Origin of the sequence: Lujinxingia vulgaris, assembly GCF_007997005.1 — a bacterium.
Classification (GTDB): domain Bacteria; phylum Myxococcota_A; class Bradymonadia; order Bradymonadales; family Bradymonadaceae; genus Lujinxingia.
Map to the genome: position 1 here is coordinate 55,860 of NZ_VOSL01000011.1, position 21,402 is coordinate 77,261.

Here is a 21,402-nt window from a genome sequence, read left to right on the forward strand (position 1 = left end):
CCCTGCCCGGACGTCGGCCTTTTGCGTGTGCGCGACGAAGCGCCGCGCGCTGCGCCCTTTCGTTTAGTCGTAACGTAACCCATCGACCGGGTTCAGCCGCGAGGCCCACCACGACGGCCCGATGGTCGCCACCAGGCTGATGATCATCGCCACCAGCCCGACGGCCAGAAACTCCCAGGCCACAATACGCACCGGCAAATGATCGATCATATAGATCGACGGATCCAGCCCGAAGCTGGTGTGTTTAATGCCCAGGCACACCGCCAGCCCGCCCACAAGACCGCTGACCGTGCCCACAAAACCGACCACCGCGCCCTGAAAGATAAAGGTCTTCATCACCCCCCAGTTCGTCGCCCCCATCGACTTGAGGATCGCGATGTCTTTGTTCTTCTCGAGCACGATCATAATGAGGATGCAGACGATGTTAAAACTGGCCACCAGCACGATGAAGCAGAAGAGCACCGCCAGCACCAGACGCTGCAGCCCCAGGCTTGTAAAGAGGTTATGGTTGAGCTGACGCCAGTCCATCACCCGAAAACGCCCCTCCGGCAGGTCGCGTCGCAGCTGATCAGCGAGCGCCCCCACCGCAAAAACATCCTCCACCCGCACGTCCACCCCGGTGACCGTGTCGCCCTGATTAAAGAAGTCCTGAAGCGCCTGATAATCGACCATCACCATGCGGTCGTCGTACTGATGAAACCCGCTGCGGTAGATCCCGGCGACCTCGAACTGCCGGCTCGATGGCGAGCTTCCTTTGGAGCTCCAGCGTCCCGGGTCCAGGCTCTCCAGCGGGCTGGTCACCTGCACCAGATCACCCTTCCCCGCGCCGAGGCGCTCCGCGAGCGATTGCCCCAGCAAGATCTTCGGCTGCGCGACCTGCCCGTCGGGCGGAAAACGCTCAAACTCAAGCTCGGCCACCGCCCCCTCATCCAGGGTGTATTTGGGAATGTCGCTGACCGACTCGGCCGTCTCCGGCTCAATGCCCTTGATCAGGATGCCCGCGCTGACGTTTCCGTGGGTGGCGATCATCTCGTGCAGCACAAAGGGGCTTGTCGCGGTGACGCCCTCCATCTGCTCGATATCGTCCTGGATCTCGCGGTAGTCGCGAAAATCCACGCCATACTTAATCACCAGCAGGTGACTGTTGACACCAAGCACCCGCTCGCGAAACGCCTCCTCAAACCCACCGGTGACGGCCACCACGCTGGTCAGCGCGGTGACGCCCAGAAAGACGCCCAGGATCGCGATGATCGTGATCGTCGACAGAAAAGAGGTTCGCTTTGAGCGCAGGTGGCGCCAGGCGATAAAACGTTCGTAAGACATGGGGGCCCATCAAAAGACGTTGGTCCATCATGGCGAGCAGCACGTCGCGATGGAGCATGCTCGCTCGCGCCTTCGCACCGTCGACGCTTGTGCCGCGCTGCACGCGGCGCTCTCGATGCCGCAGATGAGCGCAGCGTTCAGGGTAGCTCAAGGCGGCATAAAGCGCGCGTACGATACCCGGCCACCACTACCCCGACCCGGCAGCGCTGACAACCGGCCCGGCGCGACGCCTCATTCCCACACGACGCTTGCGCGCCGGGGTGCGCGTTATGATAGAAACCCGCTAAACTTTTTGTTAACTTCGCGCCGCACTTGCGCAAACAACGATCTTTATGGAGTTCCCCATGCCCGCCTCGATTCGACACTTCTGTTTGCTGGCTCTTGCCGCGCTGGCCTTTTCGGCCGGTTGCGCAAGCAATGAGCGCCCCGCCTGCGGCACCTCCGACGACTGCCCCGATGAGGGTCAAGTCTGCCGCGAAGGTGCATGCACCGTGGTCAGTCAACCCACCTGCAGCGGCGACAGCGACTGCGACCCGGGCTTTGTCTGCGTCGCCTCCATCTGCGAGCGCACCTCCGTCGACCCGGACGCTGGCGAGCCTGACGCCGACACCACCCCCGACGTCAACATCCCCGATGCCGACACCGAGCCGGACACCGAAGAGCCCGACACCGACCAACCGCGCGTCACGCGCGTGATCCCCGTCGACGGCGCCCGCCAGGTGCCCCTGGACACCGACATCCAGGTCACCTTTAGCAAAGAGATTGACGCGTTTCGCACGCTCAACATCCAGTCCTTCTTCATCTCCGACCCCGACGGCATTGCCAGCACGCACGGCAACATCGAGGTCGACATTGAGTATCAGGAAGACGAGCGCATCGCCGTGCTCACCCCGCGCCAGCCGCTGCGCCCGGCCACCCAGTACACGGTCATCGTGACCACCGGTGTTCAGGACAACGCCCAGCCGGCCAACCCCCTCTTCCAGCGCTTTGAGTCGACCTTTGTGACCGACTCCACCGAACCGGCCGACCTCCAGGAGATCGCCGCGACCTACGCACCGGTCATCTACCAGGATACTCGCCTGGTCGAAGGCAGCGAGATCAACATCGACGTCCCCACGACGATCGACTTCGACGGCGACTTCGACGCGTCCAACAACCTGGCCAACGCGCGTCGCTCGACCACGCGTACTTCCGCCGCCGTCTACTACTCGGTGACCGAGACCGAGTCGCACAACTTCATCCACTACACGCTCTACTACCCCTCTCGCCGCACGCTCAACGCCGGCGACTTCCTGTACGCCGAGCACGACTTCACTGACATCGTGGTCGCCGTCAACCGCGCCAGCGGTGAGGTGGAACTGGTCGAAGGCACCCGCGTCGAAGGCGCCCACTCCAACGAGCCCTACCTGACCTACAAGCCCAACAGCTCCTCGGTCTCCGGCCGCGGCTCCAACGACTTCTTGACCTTCCCGGCCAGCGCCCTGGAAGACGGCGCGCGCTACCCCCTCTTCGTGCCCAGCGGCGTGCACGCAGGATGCAACTGGGTGAAGCGCTCCGACGGCATCACCAACACCCAGTGCCCCTACAACGATGAGTCTTTCAACAGCAGCAGCGACGACGCCGGCTTTGTGCTTCGCCCGGGCGACCAGGGCCAGACCTACGACGACGCCACCGAAAACCCGGAGACGGGTCTGCGCGAGATCACCTATGAGCTCGTGCCCTTCGTCGACGCCATCTGGTCGCGCCGTGCCGACTTCAGCTGCGGCATCTTCGACGGCGTGGGCTTCTCCTACGCCCCCGAAGACGTCCCCGACTACGAGCGCCTGGTGGGAAGCACCCCCAACAGCCCGCTCTACCTGCCGACCTCGCTGTGCAGCGAGAGCGCAAACAGCAATGGCAAGACGCCTTTTGCCTGGTACAAGTTTGGCACCAACACCGGCGGCGCCTGGTTCCTGGACCCGGCCATCGCCCTGAGCACCCGCTACGACTTCGGCGAGTCTTTCAGCCGTGAGTATTGCTACAACCGCTTCTTTGACGTGGACCGCCGTGACGATCCGGCGTGCGCCGCGGAGTGAGACTGATGATGACGCGACTCGCCCCACCCCTTCGCCTTCTGACGCTGAGTGCGCTGACCCTGGCGCTGCTCAGCACAGGCTGCCGCTCCACCCCCGAGGCCAGCAACGCGCGCAGCGGGGAGCGCCGGGTGCTTCAGACCGGCTCCACCATGGAGAAGCCTTCCGCCGAGGAGCTGGAGGGCAACCCCTGCGGCAACCCGGACTGGGCGAAGTTGCCCCCGGAGGTCGGCCAGCTCTCGGAGACCGACGCTACCGGCGACGACACCTCCGGGGAGCCGGAGGACGAGGCGCGTTGAGCCCATCGCTCACGCTGTGTTAGCTCAAGCGGGCCGCCATCCAGGGCGGCCCGCTTTTTCGTTTCCCCCGCCCGAACGAACACCTATGAGCCAGTTTATCTCCGTCGAAGACGCCCTCGACCACATCCTCAACGCCGCGCCCAACCCGGGCATCGAGCGGGTCAGCCTGCCCGAAGCCGCTGGCCGCTACCTGGCGAAGGTGATCAACGCCCCGGCCGACGTCCCGGCCTTCGACAACTCGGCGATGGACGGCGTGGTGGTCCGCCGCGACGACCTGGCCAACCTCCCCGTCACCTTGCCCATCGTGGGCGAATCGGCCGCCGGCCACCCGGCCCACCGGGAGCTGCGCGATGGCGAGGCGATGCGCATCTCCACCGGCGCGCGCATCCCAGACAGCGCGGACCAGGTGGTCCCCCGCGAGCTCTGCGACTTCGGCGACGACGAGGTCAAAATTCTCGAGCGCCCCGACCACGACCACATCCGCCGCTGCGGCGAGTATCTGGCGAAGGGGCGGCCCGCGCTCTTTCCGGGGCAACGCCTGGACGCCGCGGCGATTGGACTTCTGGCCAGCTTCAACATCGCCGCCCCCTCGGTGATGCGCCGGCCCACCGTCGCGATCGTGGCCACCGGCGATGAGCTCGTCGAAGTCGGCGCCCAGCCCGGCCCCGGTCAAATCATCAACTCCAACGCCTACATGATCGAGGCGCTGGTGCGCAGCTGCGGCGCGACCCCGCGCGTCTTCCCCATCACCGCCGACAGCTACGAAGCGGTCTCGGAGACCTTCGCCCGGGCCAGCGCCACAAGCGACCTCGTCATCAGCATCGGCGGCGTCTCGGTCGGAGAGCACGACCACGTGCGCCGGGTGCTCGACGAGGTGAGCCAGGGCATGACCTTCTGGAAGATCCGCATGAAGCCGGGCAAGCCCCTGGCCTTTGGCACCACCGAGCGCGGCGTGGCGCTGGTGGGACTTCCGGGGAACCCGGCATCGAGCTTCGTCGGTTTTCAGCTCTTTGTCCGACCGCTGCTGGCCTGCGCCCAGGGGGTGCCCCGCGACCAGGCCAGCCTCCCGCGCGTGAACGCAGTGCTCGACGCCCCGGCAAAGGGTGCGGGCGGGCGCAGGGCTTACCTCGCCGGACAATGGTACGCCCAGCGTGGGGTCATTCGTTTCGCCCCCTTAAGCGACCAGAGCAGCGGAAACCCCGCCCTCTTCGCCGGCGCCAACGCCTTAGGCATCGTCGACGAAGGGGTGGGCGAGCTCAGCGCCGGCGCGAGCCTCCCGGTGCTCTTGCTACCTGGAGGCTAAAGCGGCTCACCAGCAGGTCGGAAGCCCTTCGAGCATCGAGAGGTCCTGGGCCGGCGGCGCCGTCACATCCTCACAGGCCTCCCCGGACATCAGCCGGTAGTCCATGCCCATCGCCCAGGGCATCGAAGCCCGCGGCACCTGCTGCCCCCGATTAAGCGCGCTGGCCATCGTCACCGGCAGGCGGCACGTCGTCTCCAGCGAGGCAAAACGCCCCAGCGCCTCCAGCGTGGGCGCGGCCACCACCAGGAAGCGCTCCACGGGCACCTCACTGGCGCGCACCGCCTTAAACTCACCCAGGCTCACCGGGTGATGCGGCGGTAACCTCTCCTCGCCCGACGAGTACACCATCAGACCGCCTTCGCCGTTGCCATAGAGGTTGATCACGCGCACGTGCAGGGGCTCGGCCGTCTCCAGCCACAGCTCGGTCTCTTGCCCTTCGCACAGCGCGCCACCGGGGCGCGCGTCCATATGCAGCGCGACCTTCCCGTTGCCTTCGGGAAGCGGCGGCATGTACGTCTGAGGATCGATCGTCGGCGCGATCGCCTGCGGAAAACGCACCGAGCCGATCCCGCGCACCTCATCGCCTCGCTCCAGCCGGAAGCTAGCCTCCAGCATCGCCTCCTGACCGGGAATCTGTCGGATGGTGCCTCGCACCACCGCCCCGGTCGACGGAGGAAGCCCCAGCCCCGACCACCTCCCGGGTAACTTGCGCGTGGACACTCCGCTGTAGCTCAGCGCAGCCAGGAGCTGATCGTGCAGCCACTCCGCGCGCGGTCCCCCGTTGACCCCCGAGTCGTTGATCGTATCCAGCGCCACCGAGCTCGCCTCCTCCCCCTCATCGCCCGCAAACGCCTCGATCGCGCCCTCGATCGTCGTCGCCATTCGCGTAAGCCCCGCCTCAAGCTCCCGGGTCGGCTCGGCGTACACCGCGGCGACCTTCTCCCTGGACGCCACCGCCATCACACACGCCTGACGCCCGTCGTTTGTGGTGCGCCACACCGTGACATGTTCGGCGATCTGCTCGCAGCGGTACCCCTGGCACAGGCGGTCACGCAGGCGCGTCCGCGCATCTTCGGCCGCCTGCTGCCGCGCGTTGCTCACGCTCAGCGGCACAAACGCCGTCTCCTGATGGTAGCCCGTCGGCGGTACGAGGTTGCCGCTGCACGCCTGCGGATCGGCCGGCGCCTGCACCTCTTGCGCCACCTCGCCACGCGGCGCTACCGGCTGCGAGGCGCACCCCAATACCCCCACCATCGCCGCAACCCCGATCCATCGCCCGGCCTTCATGACTTTCACCATCGCCATCCTCTTCATCATCTCATCGAATCGCGGCCCGACCTCGGGCCATTGTTTTCCGTCGTCGGCATCTTCGCCGCGCCCTGCTTCACCATCGTCCGCCCCTGAGACGTCGCTTTGCCCGGGGCATTCAACCTCCGCCACGCTTACGCCGGACCCGCTCGCCATGACAAACACCAACGCTTTGTGGCAGGTTCATCCGGTCGATGAATAATGCCCGGGCGGGGGCGTCTTCTGCCCACCTCGCAAGCATTGGCTTTGCGCAAACATGACGAAAGCGCCCGGTTTCGTGGCGCGAACACAGAACCTAAGCAGTCTACGGAGAATAGTGATGCGAATCTTCCCTGTCAGCACGCAACTGGGGCGCCCCCTGGCGGCCCTGGGCCTCCTGGCCATGATCATCCCGGCCATGAGCACCGGCTGCTCCGGCAACAACGTCGAGCGCCCCGACGCCAACCAGATCGCCCAGGGCCCCTACGTGGCCGGCGCGCGCGAAGGGGTCTACCTGCGCGCCTCCTTCGACAGCGATCCCTCCATGTACATCGGGCGCTTTATCAGCCCCGGCGTGGCCTCCGACGAGATCGACGAGAACCGCGGCGTGCAGACCTCCTGCAGCCAGTACATCACCTACCGCGAGGTCAACGCCGCCGGCCAATTCGACGAGTATTACCAGAGCTCCACCTCCGTCAAAGCCTCGCTCGGCCTGCAGCCCCCGGCCATCAGCGGCGCCCCCTCCGGTCAGGCCTCGGTGGGCAACGAGCGCACCACCAACGTGCGGGTGCGCTACAACCTCACCAAAAAGCTCGTCGCCCACATCGAAGATTTCGACGCCTACAACAGCTGCTGTGAGTCGGCCGCCGGCGCATGCTCCGGCAAATACATCGGCGAATTCTGGGCCGGCGAGGGCACCCTCTTCCAGAACACCGGCCGCGCCACCGACGTCAACGTCGGCGGTCAGGGCGGACCCGACCTCGGCGGCACCGCCTACCAGGTTGGTGGCGACGTGGAGGTCGCCGACGGCTGGGCCTGGCGCCGCGCCATCACCTTCGACAACGTCTACTTCGCCTTCCGCGTTGTCGACGCCGAGATCGGCGGCTGCGCCTGGATCGACCGCCCGCCGCAGAGCGATGAAGGCCAGTACTTCGTCGGCATCAGCCCGCCGGCGGCCACCGAAGACATCGCCCGCACCATGGCCATGCGCAACGCCCGCACCCAGGTCGTGCAATACCTGGGTGAGGCCATCGTCAGCGAATCGGTCAGCCGCGCCAACCTCCAGGGCTACCTCGACGACGAGACCGTCGTGGCCACCGCCGCCGAAGGCATCGCCTCCCGCGTCAAAGATGAGCGCTACTGCCCGGCCGAAACCACCGAATCCCCCGACGGCATCCAGTACACCGCCCGCGTCCTGGCCTTCTTCCCCTACAGCGAAGAAGAAAAAGCTCGCCGCGAGATGGTCGAGTCCATCGCCGAGCAGACCGGCGACGAGGAGATCAAAGCCATCGAAGACGAGCTCGACGAAGAGAGCGACACCGCCGACGAGAGCGCTCAGGACACCTCCGAGGTGCCGGCCGCCGACGAGGAGGTTGAGTAATGAAGCCATCCTCCCGCATGTTCACGGGGCTGGCGCTGGGCGCAGGTCTGAGCATCGCGCTCAGCGCCTGCACCCCCTGGCACGCCAAGCAGGGCTTTGAAGATCGTCAGGCCCTCTACACCCCCGAAGGCCAGGCCCGCATGGTCGAGCTGGTCAAGGCCGGCGGCCCCGACGGGCACTACGCCTCCTACTACCTGGTCAACGCCGACGCCGAGACCATCGCCCCGGTGATGCCGGAGCTCATCCGCATCTACGCCTCCGAATGCAACGTGGAAGAGGGCATCGCACCAGATGCAGACGAGTGGGTCACCGACAACTCCTGCGACGCCCTGGTCAACACCGCCACAAAATTCGGCGAGTCCAGCGTCCCGGAGCTCGCAAAGGTCAACCCCTACGCCGCCTCGCTGGGGCTGGGCGCGCTGGGGCCCGAGGGCGCCGCGGGCCTTCCCACCCTCGTCTCCGCGCTCGGCTCCGAATACCCCTCGGTGCGCCGCGCGGCCATCGACGCCCTGCGCAACATCGCGGTGCCCGAGGCCCGCGTGCTGCTCGCGCTGGAGAACGTCTCCCAGAACGACGCCAACGACCAGGTCCGCGACGCCGCCGCCCGCGCGCTGCTCTCACTGAGCGCCCAACGCGACGCCGGACAGCCCGACTCGCCCACCCCCCGGCCGGAGCGCCCGGGCAACGACGCCCCCGCGGTGGTCGCTCGCCCCGACGACATCGCGCTCGTCATCGGCGTGGAGGATTACCGTGGTGGCCTGCCCTCCTCCACCGGCGCTCGCGCCGACGCTCGCGCTTTTGCCGACCTGGCCGAAACCCACCTGGGTCTACCGCGCCGCAACATCATCACCCTCCTCGATGACCAGGCCACCCGCTCCTCCCTGGAGGCCTACTTCCAGGAGTGGCTGCCGAAAAACGCCAAAAGCACCGGCCGCGTCTACGTCTTCTTCGCCGGTCACGGCGCCCCCGATCCTCAGACCGGTGACGCCTACCTTGTTCCCTGGGATGGCGACCCGCGCTTCATCAACCGCCAGGGCATGGGCATCGATGCGCTCACCTCCCAACTTCGTGAGCTCACCGCCTCCGAGGTCGTCGTCATGCTCGACGCCTGCTTCTCGGGCTCCGGCGGCCGCAGCGTGCTCGCCGAAGGCACTCGCCCCCTGGTCCCTGTCAAAGATCTCGAGGTCGCCCCGCGCGACGACCAGCCCGCGCGCTTTGCCCTGCTCAGCGCTGCGGCCGCCGACGAGGTCACCGGCACGATGAGCGGCACCGGCCACGGCCTCTTCTCGTACTTCCTGATCGAAGGCCTCAGCGGACAGGCCGACGCCAACGCGGACGGGGTTGTGGAGCTTGGCGAAGTCAGCGCCTACCTCAGCGGAAATGTCCCCGACGAGGCCCGACGCGACAACCGTGACCAGACGCCCACCGCCCACTTCGAACCTCAATCCATCGCGCGCATGCCGGTGGTCACCTTTGAGGCCGAAGCACCCTGAGCGTGACGCGTTCATTCCCGAATAAAAAAGCCCCGCAGCGCGCAGCGCTGCGGGGCTTTTTTAGGCCTGAGAATCTCTTGCAACACGGTGTCCGGCCGCCTAGAGCCCCGCGTCTCCCGCCGAGCCCTCCTCATCCAACCGCTCCGCCTCAATCACCTCCCGCAGGCTCTCAAACGCCTCATCGCTCGCCGGCGAAAAACCCGTAATCCTCTGGTTATCCCCCAGCCGACTCACCCCCAACGCCTGGCGCGGGTCGAAGTCCAGCAGGCTGCGCCTCAAAAGCTCCGCATCGTCATCAGAGATATGCGCCCCGGCCGTCACCGTATCCTGTGGGATATGTCCGGTGATCGCCAGGGTGCGAATCTGCCCGGTCGGAATCTCGTACTCCGCCCCCGACAAAAATGCCCCGGAGTAGGTCGCCGCCGCGTCACACTTGCCCTCGATCAAATCACGCATCCCCTGGAAGTGGTCACCGCTCCAGTGAATCTGCCCGATAAAGCGGTCCGGCTCATAACCCTGCTCCCGCAGGTACTGACGCGGCAGGAAGTTCCCGGACGTCGAGAAGCGATCCACCAGGCAAAAGGTCCTCCCTTCCAGATCCTCGACTCGCGTGATCTGCGCGTTCATCCGCACCAGCAGAAGCGCATCCGAAGACGTGCCCCCATCAAACTCTTTGAGCGCAAGCAGCTCGATCTCGGGCTCCCGACGCTGCGTCTCCACATAAAGCATCGGCGGAAGTACCGCCGCGGCGATCTCCCCACGCGTCAGTCGCTCGGCCAGGTCGGCATAATCACGGGTGATCACCAGCGGCACCGGTCGGCCTGTGGCCCGCTCCAACTCCCGATGCAAAGGCGCAAGCTCCGTCTGCAACACGCTCGGGTCCACCGTCGGCGCCCACCCGATCGCCAGCGGCTCCCCGCTCACCGCGATGGTCTCCTCACGCTGCGAGACCCACACCAGCGCGCTTGCCACGACCATCACCGCCACCACCACCAGCGCAACGCCCAGCCGCCGTCGGCGCCGCACCTGCCCCCCCGCCGCACCGCTCTCCTCCTGATGCGCCGGCGCCTCCCCGGACCGAGGCCTCACCATCGAGCGCGCCGCTGGAAACTCCCCGCCCACATCCACCCCGGGCAGTGAGTCCATCGACCCTGACGCCCGCACATCCCCCGTCTGTCCTCGTGTCGCCCCCGGAGTCGTCCCCGGCGCCCCCGGCCGCTCCACCACCGTGGGAAGATCGTCGTCTTCCTCCTGCCCCAGCATCGACTGGGAACGCGAACTCGACCCGGTCATATGCAACAAACGCCGGCGCTCATCGCTGGTCAGCACCCGCTCAAACGCGCTGGCCACCGTCGCGCGCCGCTCCTCGAGCTTCTCCCCGGCGACCTCTTTCAAATACGCGGCCACCGGGCGCTCACCAACCTGCAACCCATCGGCACGCGCCGCATCCTCCAGCGCCCGACGCATCACTTCGGCGCTCGCGTAGCGATCCTCGCGCCGGACCGCCAGCGCTCGCATCACGACCTCCTCCAACGCTGCCGGCACATCCGACCGAAAGCGGGAAGGTCGGGGCGCATCCCCCCCGATGATCGCCTGCATCATGTCCAGCTCGGTGCGACGCTTAAACAAACGCCGCATCGCGCACATCTCCCACAGCACGATCCCCATCGAGAACACATCCGACCTACGGTCTAGCTCCTCGTGCAGGCATTGCTCCGGCGACAGGTAAGCGAACTTCCCTTTCAGGTTCCCCGAATACGTCGCCTCCACGCTTGCCGTCGTGGTCTTCGCCACGCCGAAATCCAGCAACTTCACGTGCCCATCACTCGTGCACATCAAGTTGTGCGGCGAGATATCGCGGTGAACCAAGCCCAGCGGCTGCCCGTCGAGATCGCGCAGCTCATGCGCCGCATGCAACCCCCGCAACGACTGCACCCCGATAGATGCAATCACATCAAAGGGCACCTTCACCTTGCTCGCCTGGCTCATCAACAGGAGCTCTCGCACCGTCGAGCCGTGAATGTACTCCATCGCGATATGGTAGGTCTGATCTTCGTGCCCCAGCTCGTAGATCTGCACCACATTGGGATGCGAGAGCCTCGCGACGATGCGCGCCTCCCTCAAGAACATCTCCACAAACGAGGCCTGGTCGGCCAGATGCGGCAAAATCCTCTTGATCACCACCAGCCGCTCCAGCCCCGCGAGCCCTCGCTCCCGCGCCAGGAACAACTCCGCCATCCCGCCGGTGGCCAGGCGAGTGAGGAGTTCGTAGCGTCCGATCAAAGTTGGGGGAGGTGCGGTGGTGGGCAAGGCAGCCTCGTGGCAGAAGTCCGCATCATTGTACGCGCTTTACGCGTCGCGTCACCTTTGCTGGCATAAGCGTACGTGACACCCTTGTGACAGCAAGAACCACGCCGGCGCCCCATCTCCTTCCCTCAAAGCTCACCGAAGACGCCCGCGTGCGTGAAGCATCGATCAACGCCTCGGCCTCTTCGCACGGCTTCCAGCCTCCTGTTTCCACGGCGCGTCTGGATCTTCTGCCCAAAAGTGCATAAGCATCTTCCCCCGGGCGTTGTTCGCACCGCCCGGCTCTCTTCCCATGCTCGCCTCGGAGACATCATGCCCCACCCCGTCCGCATCTTTCTCATCTTCGGCGTTGTCGCCGCGCTCGCGACCTTCACCACCGCCTGCAAACCCGCCGAATGCCGCCAGATGGTCGAATGCTGCGCCGAGGTCGAAGACCTCCCCGGGGTTGGCGCCAGCTGCAAAGGCCTCGCGCAGGACACCCGCGACCGCTACACTTGCCGTACCGTCACGCGCACGGTGCGTTACATGCTCGAAGATCGCGAGCAACCCATCCCTCAGGCCTGCATGCGTGACTGAGCCGCACGTTTCCCCTCGCCAGTCGAGCGCCCGATGACCAGCGACTCCAAAACCACCGGCTCCCCGGCCCTCACACGCCGCCCCCCTCTCCCCGAGACCACACGCCGGCTCGCCGAAGAGCCCGGCTGGACCTGGGACGAAGTCGAGGTCGACCGCGAGCGCCGCTGGCACTTCCGCTGGCCCGACGCCGCGCGGGCTGGCCGCCACCAGACCCTCTCCGACGAGATCGGACAGGGCGCGCTCACCCTCACCACCGAAGCCCCCTCCCGCTTTAGCGCCGCGCGCTGGGCCCCCGCCCGCGCGGGTCGTCCTCTCAGCGCGATCACCGACCTGAGCAGCCAGCTGACCATGATGCGCGCGCTCGGCCAGGCCCTGCGCCGCCTCCACAATCACCCCTGCCCCGATGGATTCGGCGTCCCCGCTCGCCTCCACCTCGCAGGCACCTCGTACTTCCAGACCTTCAACGCCGCGCTCGCTGCGCGCCTCGACGAGATGGCCCGTCGCCTTGAACGCATCGACGACGACACCGAACGCGTGCGCCTCACCGAGACCTTCGCCTGGCTTCGCCAGAGTCTCAGCTCCTTCCACCCCCGCACCCGCAGCGTCTGGACCATTACGAACGTGACCCCCGGCCGCATCCTCGGCGAACCCGAGCACGGCCAGCTCATCGCCTTCCTCGATCTCTCACAGGCCGAGCTGCGCCCCCCCGAGTCCGACCTCGCCATCGCCCTCGCCCCGAATCTGGCCGGCGCTTCGCCCGCCACCGAGCGCGCATTCTGGGCCGGCTACGGCGCCGCCCCCACCATGGACCTGCGACGAAGGCTGCACTTCTTCTCCGAGCTGGCGCGCCTCGACGCCGCCCTGCCCGCTCCCCGCTGAATAGGCTTAACAACGCGATCCCTCAACCCGGCCGGGCCTAGCTTCGCCCGCCACCCGGGATGATATGCGTGATCCGCGGGATCACCCGCGCCCCAAACAGCTCGACCAGGTCCCGATCCAGCTTCTCATCGCCGGCTTCCAGCCCCAGAATCTGCAGCGCCCGGTCCACAGTCGCCGCTTTACGGTACGGTCGGTCGCTGGCGGTGAGCGCATCAAAAATATCCGCGATCGTCAGCATCCGAACCTGCGGCAGGATCTTCTCCGCCCCCAACCCCCGGGGGTAACCCGTCCCGTCGAGCTTCTCATGGTGCGCACCGGCGATGCACGGCACCCGGCTCAACTCCGAACTCCACGGAATCCTGGAAAGATACTTCTCGCTGAGCGCGGCATGGCTGCGCATCTCCACCCACTCCGCCTCATTAAGCGTCCCGCGCTGAATGCACAGGTTTTCGGCCTCAAACGTCGTCAGATATGGCTGCACCCGCCCGTGATGGTCCACGTACGTGCGCGCGGCAACCTCGCGAACCCGCGCGATCTCCTCCGTCTCTACAAACCCTTTCGTGGCGATGTACCCCAGCCACTCAAAGGTCTCCTCAAGCTCCGCGCTGAACGCCTCAAACCTCCCGTCGATCCGCGCCAGGCCTCGACCATCCGGCCTCGCGTCGCCCCGCTCTAACTCTTCGGCGTAGGCACGCAGCCACTGCCGGTACGCAAGCTCCCGAATCGTCGCAAAACGCTGCCCGATCAGACGCATCTGCTCCGGAGGCAACCTCGCCCCCTTCTGCAGCACCGACTCGCTGACCGCGATCTTCCCAAAGTCGTGCAACAACGCCGCATAGCGCAGCTCGGTCAACTCACCATGCTGAAAATATATCTCCCCCAACCGCCCCGTCTCGATCTCGTTGACCGTCTCGGCCAACGCCAGCGTATAGCTCGCCACCCGCTCGGAGTGACCGGCCGTAATCGGATCGCGCGCTTCAATCGCGTCCACGCTCGCGGCCACAAACCCCTCGAACATCTCCACGATGCTTTCGGTCAAGCGCGCTCGCTCAATGGCAAACGCCGCGTTCGACGCCAGAATATTGAAGAGTTCCAGGTCGTGCTTCGAAAACAGACTGCCCCGCCCCCGCGTATCGACCTGCATCACCCCCAGCAACGACTGCTGACCGACCAGCGGCGCACACAAACACGCGGTGATCTGCGCGTCGATGATGCTCTGCGAGATGTCCGCCCCCAACGAGTCTTTGACAAAGAGCACGCTCTCCCGCGTCTGCGCCACACGCTTGAGAATGCTGCTGCTTAAGATCGGCGCCTCCTCATCCCCCGGCAGCGGCCGATCCCCTCGCACTCGCGTCATCATCGGCGCCGTCTCGACCACCGTCTCCGGATCGCTGGCCAACGTCACCGCAAAGAAGTTCGCCGCCGGAAACGCATCAAAGACCGCGTCCACAATCAGGTTGAGAACCTCATCGAGCGCCGTAAGCCCGTTGAGCTGCCCCGCCAGCCGAAAGAGCACCGCCATTCGCTGGTCGGAACTCTGCAAACGACGGTTGATCGTCTGCACCGGCTGATGCGCCGTCGTAATAAAACGCTCCCCGCTTGAGCTCTCCGCCTCCGAGATCTCCGGCTCCGGGTGAACCCCGGTGTCATCCGGCGACGCCCCGGGCGCGCGCGTCAGCGCCACCCGAATCAAGCTCGACCCCAGCTGCACCTCCGCACCGTTCTGCAGCCGAACCTGCGTCTCCTTCTCTTTATCGTGCAGACGCATCGACACCTGCTCGATCATCACCGTCGAGCCATGCCGGCTGCACAGGTCCCGATAGACCAGCGTGCTCCCCTCCAGCGAGAACTCCCCGTGACGATTCGACACGAACCCGTCGCTGAGCACAAAATCATTGCGACGATCCCGCCCCAGCTGTACGCGCTCCTGTTGAAAGCTCCGTGTAAGCCCCGCGTCCGGACCGCTCAGCACCGTCAGGCTTAGAATATGTGTGGTCAGTGCGTCTGAAACTGGCTGCATCGCTGTCCTACGAGATCGATGATGCGCATAAGCTGATGCGACAACGCCCCCTACCGCATGCACGCCTCCGGGCTCGGCCCGCGACGCGATGCCGCATTGTGTCATAGCTAAGGCCCAATGTACACGTTTGCAACACTTGGAATAGCCCGCGCCGCTGCGCTGTATCCTGCCTGACTTTACCCGCACGCTGAGCCGTCCATCCCATGAGCCCCCCCGCCCCACACACCTCGCGTCACGCCGCCGTTGAAGACGTCCATCGCCTCAACTTCGCCTGGCTGATTCGCCTGCGTTGGGTCGCCATCATCGGGCAGACCGCTGTGGTCATGGTCTCCAACGCCTTCCTCGACGTTGAATTCCCATACCCCATGCTCTCTCTGGTCCTCTTCATCGAGGTCCTCTCCAACCTCGCCCTCATCGGCTGGGCAAAAACCGGCCGGCCGCGCCACAAAGCCCTCGTCGCCCTGGTGCTCCTGGCAGACATCGCTTTCCTCACAGGCCTGCTCTTCCTCACCGGCGGGGCCTACAACCCCTTCAGCCTCCTCTACTTCATTCACATCGCGCTGGCCGCCCTCCTGCTCCGCCCCCTGTGGACCTGGGCCGTCACTGCCGTCTGCATCAGCTGCTACATAGGCCTCTACTTCGTCTACGCCTCCCACCACCTGCCCTGGGCGCTCCGCCCGAACATTGCCTCCATGGAAGTTCAGGGCAAATGGGCCGCCTTCGTCGTCTCCTCCGCGGTGCTGGCCTTCTTCATCAACATGATCCAACAGACCCTCAACCGACGCGAAGACGAGCTCCACCGCGCACGCGAGGCGAAAATGCGTAACGAGCGCCTGGCCTCGCTGGCCACCCTGGCCGCCGGCGCTGCCCACGAGTTCTCCACCCCCCTCTCCACCATCGCTCTCGTCGCCAGCGAGCTCCACCGCGGCCTGGAGTCCCAGGACGTCCCCGATTACTTCCTCGAAGACGCCCGCCTCATCCGCGAGCAGGTCGAGCGCTGCCGCGAGATCCTTCAACAGCTCTCCGCCGACGCCGGCGAGTCGATGGGGGAGCTGGCGCGCCCGGCGCGCATTGAGGAGCTGGTCGCTCAGATGCTCCGCGACTGCCGCGACCCGGCCCGCGTCCAGGTGAATCTTCACACCGAACGCGCCGCCTCCATCAGCGCCCCCGTCAGCGCTCTGGCCCAGGCCCTGCGCGGACTGATCAACAACGCCATCGACGCCAGCAAACCCGATCAACCCGTGGTTTTAAGCGTCTATGATGATGGCGACCACATCCGCCTGAGCATCGAGGACCACGGCAGCGGCATGTCCCCTCACGTCCTGGCGCGTGTCGGCGAACCCTTCTTCACGACCAAACCCACCGGCCGAGGCATGGGCCTGGGCGTCTTCCTCGCACGCACCCTCGTCGAAAAAATCGGCGGCTCCCTGCGCATCGACTCCGAGCAGAGCCGCGGCACATCCATCACCGTCCTTCTGCCCGCCAGCTCCAGCGAAACGCTGGCCTCCTCACACCCTCAGCCCCAGCGAGCCTGATGATGAGCGAAGAGCGCACCCTCCTGATCGTCGACGACAACGAGATCTTCCGCGAGCGCCTCGCACGCGCCTTCCGCGACCGCACCTTTGAGGTCCGCGTGGCCAACGGACACGCCCAGGCCATCGCCCTCGCCGGCGAAGAGAGCCCCGAGTGGGCCGTCGTCGATATGAAAATGCCCGGCAAAAGCGGCCTCGAAGTCGTCCGCGACCTCAAATCCATCGATCCTCAGACCAAAATCGTCGTCCTCACCGGCTACGGCTCCATCGCCACGGCCATCGACGCGGTTCGCCTCGGCGCCATCAACTACCTGCAGAAACCCGCCGACGCCGACGACATCATCGCCGCCTTCGAGCGCGGTGAGCAGCCCCCCATGAGCGGCGCCGACCACGACTACCAGGCCCCCTCCCTGGCCCGGGCCGAGTGGGAACACATTCAACGTGTCCTCGCCGACTGCGGCGGCAACATCTCCGAGGCAGCTCGCCGCCTCGACATCCACCGCCGCACCTTGCAACGCAAGCTCGACAAGTACCCGCCCCGCGAATAGCCCCCACCGCGACATTCTGCCTCATTTCTCACTGGCCCCGGTGCTTATCATTGATCGAGCGCCCGACCGATGCGGTCGGGACAACCATCGAATCGTAACCCCGGAGTGATACAATGAGTGAGAAGAAGCTGTTGAACCGCCGTCAGTTCCTCGAACGCGCCGCCATCCTCGGTGCCCTGGCCACCGGCGCCGGCTCCCTCCTCGCGGCCTGCGAACCGTCCGGCGAATCTCAGACCACAGGCTCCACCCGCAAGGGGCAGGCCCAGGGCGACGCCCCCGCAGTCAGCTGTGACGACACCTCCGGCCTCAATGAGGCCCAGATCGCCACACGCACGACCAACGGTTACGTCGAACAGACGCCCAAACCCGAACAGCGCTGCGACAACTGCGCCCTCTACACCAAACCTGAAGCAGGCGCCGACTGCGGCGGCTGCACCGTCGTCGCAGGTCCCATCAACCCCGGCGGTTGGTGCCGCATCTGGGCCCCCGCCGCCTGACGCCGCCCCCGCGCTGAGGCCCTCGCCTCAGCCCTGCTCGGCGCTCTCCACCAGGCGCGCCGAGCGAAGCGCATCGCCCAGGGTGCGGGCCGTCTCAACCTTGAGCTCACCCAGCGCCCCGGCGTGCGCATCCACGAAAGTCTCAATCCCCGGGGCGTTGCCCCGCGGGCTCAGCGCGCGTTTGAACCCCAACTTCTTCGCCTCCACCAGACGCCCCACCGCCTGGCTCACCGCGCGAACCTCCCCCGTCAAACCTAACTCCCCAAACGTCACCGTATCCTGCGGCAACGCACGGTTGCGAAAGCTCGACACGATCGCCAACGCGATCCCCAGGTCGGCCGCTGGCTCCACCACCTTCACCCCCCCGGCCACATTCACAAACACATCGTGCCCGCCCACCTTCAACCCGGCGCGCTTCTCAATGATGTTGAGCAAGAGCATCACCCGGCCCTGATCCACCCCGATCGCGGTGATCCGCGGGGGCCCGTAGTTGTTGGCACTCACCAGCGCCTGCACCTCCACCAGCAAGGGCCGCGTCCCTTCCACAACCGGCACCACCGCGCTCCCCGGCGCTCCGAGCGGCCGCTCCGCCAGAAACATCGCCGACGGATTCTCCACCCCGTGCAACCCGTCGCCACGCATCTCAAACACCCCGATCTCGTTCGTCGACCCGTAACGGTTCTTCACCGCCCTCAAGATCCGAAAATTTAACCCGGCCTGCCCCTCAAAATAGAGCACCGTATCCACCATATGCTCCAGCACCTTCGGACCGGCGATCGCCCCCTCCTTCGTCACATGACCCACCAGGATCGTGGGCATCTGCAACCCCTTTGCCAGCTGCGTCAGTGTCCCGGTCACCTCCCGAAGCTGCGCCACACTCCCCGGCGACGACGTCAACCGCTCGGTCGCCAGCGTCTGAATCGAGTCCAGCACCAGCAAATCCGGCTTATGCTCCTCCAGCAACGCCTCCACCCGCTCCAGGCTCGTCTCCCCCACCACCTGAACCTGGCCCACCTCCACATTCAAGCGCGCCCCCCGCATCTTAATCTGCCCCATGCTCTCCTCCCCGGAGACATAGAGCACGTCCATCCCCTGCTCTGCTAGAATCCCGGCGACCTGCAACGACAACGTCGACTTGCCGATGCCCGGATCCCCCCCCAGCAACACCACGCCCCCGCGCATAAAGCCCCCGCCCAGCACCCGATCCAGCTCCTCCACCCCGCTAAAGATGCGTTCGCCCTTTTCCGTCACAACATCCGACAGGCGTACCGGTTTGGCGCCCCCCTCCGCACCATATCCCGCCCGCTTACCGGCGGCGGCCTGCTCGCTGGCCGACGGCCGCTCGCGCACCTCCTCTTCCAGCGTGTTCCAGTCCTCGCAACCCGGGCACTTTCCCATCCATTTGGGCGACTCATGCCCACAGCTACTGCAGACGTACAGGGTGCGCGCTTTGGCCATCGACTCTCCTTACTCCTCAGTGCTCGGGATCTTGAACTCAACCCGGCGATTCAAGCTGCGATTGCGGTTGGACGTATTCGGAACCAGCGGACGCTCTGAACCAAACCCTTGCGCCCCCAGACGCTCCAGGCGAATCCCACGCTCCACAAGGTAGTTGCGAACCTCTTCGGCGCGGGCCTGCGACAGCTCCATGTTGAACTCGCTATCACCCACGTCGTCGGTATGCCCCTCAATCTGAACCAGCTCGATCTGGGGGTTCTCCAACAGCACCGCCGCCACCTGATTGAGCACGTTGAACGAGCGCTCCAGAATCGTCGCCGCCCCTGTCTCAAAGTAGATACGCTCGTTGATGCGAATCTCTTCCTCGCTCAACTCAACCAGCTGCTCACCGGCCTCCGAGAGCGAGAGCACCATCTGCATCTCCGCGTCCGGCTCCAGGCTCACGTCCTGGCCAGCCGTCAGATACCCTTCGGCCTTCGCGGCCACGGTGTACTCCCCGGACTGCAACTCCGCCTCAAAGCGCCCCTCCTCATCGGTCATCACCTCAACAGGCCCATCCTCACCGCTCAAGCGCACCGTAGCATTGGCCAGTGGCCCGCCCTCGGCATCGGTCACCTGCCCGCGAACCCACGCCTGACGCGGAAGCGGAGTCAGCTTCACCTCCAACGTCCCTTCGCCCTCAACCACCGTGGTGCTCGCGACGGCCTCCTCATAGTGCGGATGCACCACGCGCAGCTCCAGCGCCTCACCCGGCTCAAACCCGTAGGAGCGGAACACACCGTTCTCCGCCCCACTCAGCTGACCGGCAAGCGTCTGGTTGGTGTAGTAAATTCGCGCATCCCCTACCGGCTCGCCAGTCTCGGCATTGACAACCGTGCCGACCACGTAACCAAGGGTAGGCTCCACCTCGACGACTTTCTCAACTTCACGCTCTTCAATGATGATCTTGGGACCACTCGTATCAATGTTCCAGCTCATCCCGAAGATCACGTTATAGGGCAGCGTCACCGGAAGCCCTTCCGCATCCGAGCTCGTCAGCCCCAGATCCACCCCGGCGTGCAACCCGAGATTCTCCAGCGGCTCGGCCTTCAAGCCCACGCTGATCTTCTGCGGGAACGCCGCCCCGCCGATATCCGACACACACGCCAGCGCACGGTCCTCATCACACACTCCGCCTCGCCCGTTAACCGGCACCGCCAGCTGATAGCCCACAAAAGGCGTCACATACGGCAAGGGAACTTCCGCACCGATCCCGAACTCCACCAGATCATACGCCGAGATCCCGTACGCGAAGCGCTCCACCCGGTCGAGCTGCACGCCCTCCGGCACCAGGTTCTCACTCTGGTCAAAGCGATAGCCCACATTGAAGTGACCCACCACAGGAACATCCCCGCCTCCCTGCTGCTGACTCATCTCACCGATATCAAAGCTCGCCAGAAAACGCGGACGCAGGCTCAGCGAGGAAGCCGACAGCCCCACCCCGCCAAAGCCCGAGGGCATAAACAGGTTCAAGTCACCACCGAGCCACACCCCCGGCGACACCTCGTAGCGCCCGATCACACCCGCGCTCACATCCCCCTGCGAGAGCATCGCCTGCGGGCGACCAAACGTGTTGATGTTGTTGCGCGCCTGCATCCTGAAGTTGAACCCGAAGTTCTCCACAATCTGACCGCTGACCGCCACGTTACCACTCAACGTCCGGTTCTCATCATTCAACCGAATCACGTTCGACCCGCCGGACGCTTCCCCCAGAAAACCGACCTGGAACATCAACGCCCCGGGACTAATCGCCGACGCGATCCCGTGAAAGCCCGGCGCCCCCTCAAGGTTCATGCTCGGAGAGATACGCACGCGCTCCGCCTCAACCGGCTCCTCGCCTTCATCGGTGACCGCACCGGCACCCTCATCGCTCGCAACCGCAGCGTCGTCTTCAACCTCGGCTCCGTCATCTTCTGTCTCGGCCTCCGCGACGACCTCCGCAGCTTCGGCCTCGTCCGAGGGCGCCTCCTCAACGGCCGCATCCTCAGCGGGAGCCTCCTCCTCCGCTGGCGCATCAACCTCCTCAGTCGACTCCGCCGGCGGCGCCTCATTCCACATATCTTCCGCACTCGGCAGCCCTTGAGCCGAAGCCGAGGTCGAAGTCATCATCGCGATCGCAATAAGCGCGCCGAGCGCGCGTTCTTTCGTTGTCATATTCACTGGGATACC

16 protein-coding genes are annotated in these 21,402 nt (G+C 65.7%); 10 read left to right on the top strand and 6 right to left on the bottom strand.

Features of this window, described 5'->3' with window-relative positions:
- Positions 1 to 63 precede the first annotated feature (63 nt).
- Entirely contained in the window at positions 64 to 1,323 is a 1,260-nt protein-coding gene (locus tag FRC96_RS02210) for an ABC transporter permease (RefSeq protein WP_146972401.1), read from the bottom strand.
- Positions 1,324 to 1,667: 344 nt separating this feature from the next.
- Here FRC96_RS02210 and FRC96_RS02215 point away from each other — a divergent pair, with 344 nt between their 5' ends.
- From FRC96_RS02215 to FRC96_RS02225, 3 genes are all read left to right on the top strand, one after another.
- Positions 1,668 to 3,398, top strand: coding sequence for an Ig-like domain-containing protein (locus FRC96_RS02215; protein WP_230469783.1), 1,731 nt, complete (start codon positions 1,668 to 1,670; stop codon positions 3,396 to 3,398).
- 5 nt (positions 3,399 to 3,403) lie between these two features.
- On the top strand, positions 3,404 to 3,694 hold the full coding sequence (locus tag FRC96_RS02220; protein ID WP_146972403.1) for a hypothetical protein: 291 nt from the start codon (positions 3,404 to 3,406) through the stop codon (positions 3,692 to 3,694).
- Positions 3,695 to 3,779: 85 nt separating this feature from the next.
- Complete coding sequence (locus FRC96_RS02225) at positions 3,780 to 4,997, top strand: molybdopterin molybdotransferase MoeA (protein WP_146972404.1); 1,218 nt, start codon at positions 3,780 to 3,782, stop codon at positions 4,995 to 4,997.
- A 6-nt stretch (positions 4,998 to 5,003) separates the two neighbouring features.
- Here FRC96_RS02225 and FRC96_RS02230 read toward each other — a convergent pair whose 3' ends face one another.
- Positions 5,004 to 6,461, bottom strand: coding sequence for a hypothetical protein (locus FRC96_RS02230; protein WP_146972405.1), 1,458 nt, complete (start codon positions 6,459 to 6,461; stop codon positions 5,004 to 5,006).
- 163 nt (positions 6,462 to 6,624) lie between these two features.
- Between FRC96_RS02230 and FRC96_RS22590 the strand changes: the two genes are divergently transcribed.
- Entirely contained in the window at positions 6,625 to 7,884 is a 1,260-nt protein-coding gene (locus FRC96_RS22590; RefSeq protein WP_146972406.1) for a hypothetical protein, read from the top strand.
- Positions 7,884 to 9,377: a caspase family protein gene (locus tag FRC96_RS02240; RefSeq protein WP_146972407.1), complete on the top strand. Its 1,494-nt coding sequence runs from the start codon at positions 7,884 to 7,886 to the stop codon at positions 9,375 to 9,377. Before FRC96_RS22590 ends, FRC96_RS02240 begins: the two co-directional genes overlap by 1 nt.
- Positions 9,378 to 9,476: 99 nt before the next feature.
- On the opposite strand, the gene FRC96_RS02245 is transcribed toward FRC96_RS02240, so the two are convergent.
- Positions 9,477 to 11,687 (bottom strand): serine/threonine-protein kinase, encoded by a 2,211-nt coding sequence (locus tag FRC96_RS02245; protein WP_146972408.1) that lies wholly within the window; start codon positions 11,685 to 11,687, stop codon positions 9,477 to 9,479.
- A gap of 309 nt (positions 11,688 to 11,996) precedes the next feature.
- Here FRC96_RS02245 and FRC96_RS02250 point away from each other — a divergent pair, with 309 nt between their 5' ends.
- Positions 11,997 to 12,260: a hypothetical protein gene (locus tag FRC96_RS02250; RefSeq protein WP_146972409.1), complete on the top strand. Its 264-nt coding sequence runs from the start codon at positions 11,997 to 11,999 to the stop codon at positions 12,258 to 12,260.
- A gap of 33 nt (positions 12,261 to 12,293) precedes the next feature.
- A complete protein-coding gene (locus FRC96_RS02255; RefSeq protein WP_146972410.1) occupies positions 12,294 to 13,139 on the top strand; it encodes a phosphotransferase in 846 nt (281 codons plus the stop codon).
- A 37-nt stretch (positions 13,140 to 13,176) separates the two neighbouring features.
- Here the strand turns inward: FRC96_RS02255 and FRC96_RS02260 are convergent, their stop codons facing one another.
- A complete protein-coding gene (locus FRC96_RS02260) occupies positions 13,177 to 15,159 on the bottom strand; it encodes an HD domain-containing phosphohydrolase (protein WP_230469784.1) in 1,983 nt (660 codons plus the stop codon).
- 203 nt (positions 15,160 to 15,362) lie between these two features.
- On the opposite strand from FRC96_RS02260, the gene FRC96_RS02265 reads away from it, so the two are divergent.
- The 3 genes from FRC96_RS02265 to FRC96_RS02275 all read left to right on the top strand — a co-directional run bounded on the left by FRC96_RS02265 (position 15,363) and on the right by FRC96_RS02275 (position 17,736).
- Positions 15,363 to 16,694: an ATP-binding protein gene (locus tag FRC96_RS02265; RefSeq protein WP_146972412.1), complete on the top strand. Its 1,332-nt coding sequence runs from the start codon at positions 15,363 to 15,365 to the stop codon at positions 16,692 to 16,694.
- Positions 16,694 to 17,239 (top strand): response regulator transcription factor, encoded by a 546-nt coding sequence (locus tag FRC96_RS02270; RefSeq protein ID WP_230469785.1) that lies wholly within the window; start codon positions 16,694 to 16,696, stop codon positions 17,237 to 17,239. Before FRC96_RS02265 ends, FRC96_RS02270 begins: the two co-directional genes overlap by 1 nt.
- 113 nt (positions 17,240 to 17,352) lie before the next feature.
- Positions 17,353 to 17,736 carry a high-potential iron-sulfur protein gene (locus FRC96_RS02275; RefSeq protein WP_146972414.1) on the top strand — a complete coding sequence of 128 codons (384 nt, stop codon included), beginning with the start codon at positions 17,353 to 17,355 and terminating at the stop codon, positions 17,734 to 17,736.
- Positions 17,737 to 17,763: 27 nt separating this feature from the next.
- Here the strand turns inward: FRC96_RS02275 and radA are convergent, their stop codons facing one another.
- Both radA and FRC96_RS02285 read right to left on the bottom strand, forming a co-directional pair.
- Positions 17,764 to 19,194: a DNA repair protein RadA gene (gene radA, locus FRC96_RS02280; RefSeq protein WP_146972415.1), complete on the bottom strand. Its 1,431-nt coding sequence runs from the start codon at positions 19,192 to 19,194 to the stop codon at positions 17,764 to 17,766.
- A gap of 9 nt (positions 19,195 to 19,203) precedes the next feature.
- A complete protein-coding gene (locus tag FRC96_RS02285) occupies positions 19,204 to 21,387 on the bottom strand; it encodes an OmpA family protein (RefSeq protein ID WP_146972416.1) in 2,184 nt (727 codons plus the stop codon).
- Between the last annotated feature and the right edge of the window lie 15 nt (positions 21,388 to 21,402).

Coding starts and splice junctions, on each gene's coding strand:
- FRC96_RS02210 (WP_146972401.1), bottom strand. CDS start 1,323: ATGTCTTACGAACGTTTTATCGCCTGGCGCCACCTGCGCTCAAAGCGA.
- FRC96_RS02215 (WP_230469783.1), top strand. CDS start 1,668: ATGCCCGCCTCGATTCGACACTTCTGTTTGCTGGCTCTTGCCGCGCTG.
- FRC96_RS02220 (WP_146972403.1), top strand. CDS start 3,404: ATGATGACGCGACTCGCCCCACCCCTTCGCCTTCTGACGCTGAGTGCG.
- FRC96_RS02225 (WP_146972404.1), top strand. CDS start 3,780: ATGAGCCAGTTTATCTCCGTCGAAGACGCCCTCGACCACATCCTCAAC.
- FRC96_RS02230 (WP_146972405.1), bottom strand. CDS start 6,461: ATGGCGAGCGGGTCCGGCGTAAGCGTGGCGGAGGTTGAATGCCCCGGG.
- FRC96_RS22590 (WP_146972406.1), top strand. CDS start 6,625: ATGCGAATCTTCCCTGTCAGCACGCAACTGGGGCGCCCCCTGGCGGCC.
- FRC96_RS02240 (WP_146972407.1), top strand. CDS start 7,884: ATGAAGCCATCCTCCCGCATGTTCACGGGGCTGGCGCTGGGCGCAGGT.
- FRC96_RS02250 (WP_146972409.1), top strand. CDS start 11,997: ATGCCCCACCCCGTCCGCATCTTTCTCATCTTCGGCGTTGTCGCCGCG.
- FRC96_RS02255 (WP_146972410.1), top strand. CDS start 12,294: ATGACCAGCGACTCCAAAACCACCGGCTCCCCGGCCCTCACACGCCGC.
- FRC96_RS02260 (WP_230469784.1), bottom strand. CDS start 15,159: ATGCAGCCAGTTTCAGACGCACTGACCACACATATTCTAAGCCTGACG.
- FRC96_RS02265 (WP_146972412.1), top strand. CDS start 15,363: ATGAGCCCCCCCGCCCCACACACCTCGCGTCACGCCGCCGTTGAAGAC.
- FRC96_RS02270 (WP_230469785.1), top strand. CDS start 16,694: ATGATGAGCGAAGAGCGCACCCTCCTGATCGTCGACGACAACGAGATC.
- FRC96_RS02275 (WP_146972414.1), top strand. CDS start 17,353: ATGAGTGAGAAGAAGCTGTTGAACCGCCGTCAGTTCCTCGAACGCGCC.
- radA (WP_146972415.1), bottom strand. CDS start 19,194: ATGGCCAAAGCGCGCACCCTGTACGTCTGCAGTAGCTGTGGGCATGAG.
- FRC96_RS02285 (WP_146972416.1), bottom strand. CDS start 21,387: ATGACAACGAAAGAACGCGCGCTCGGCGCGCTTATTGCGATCGCGATG.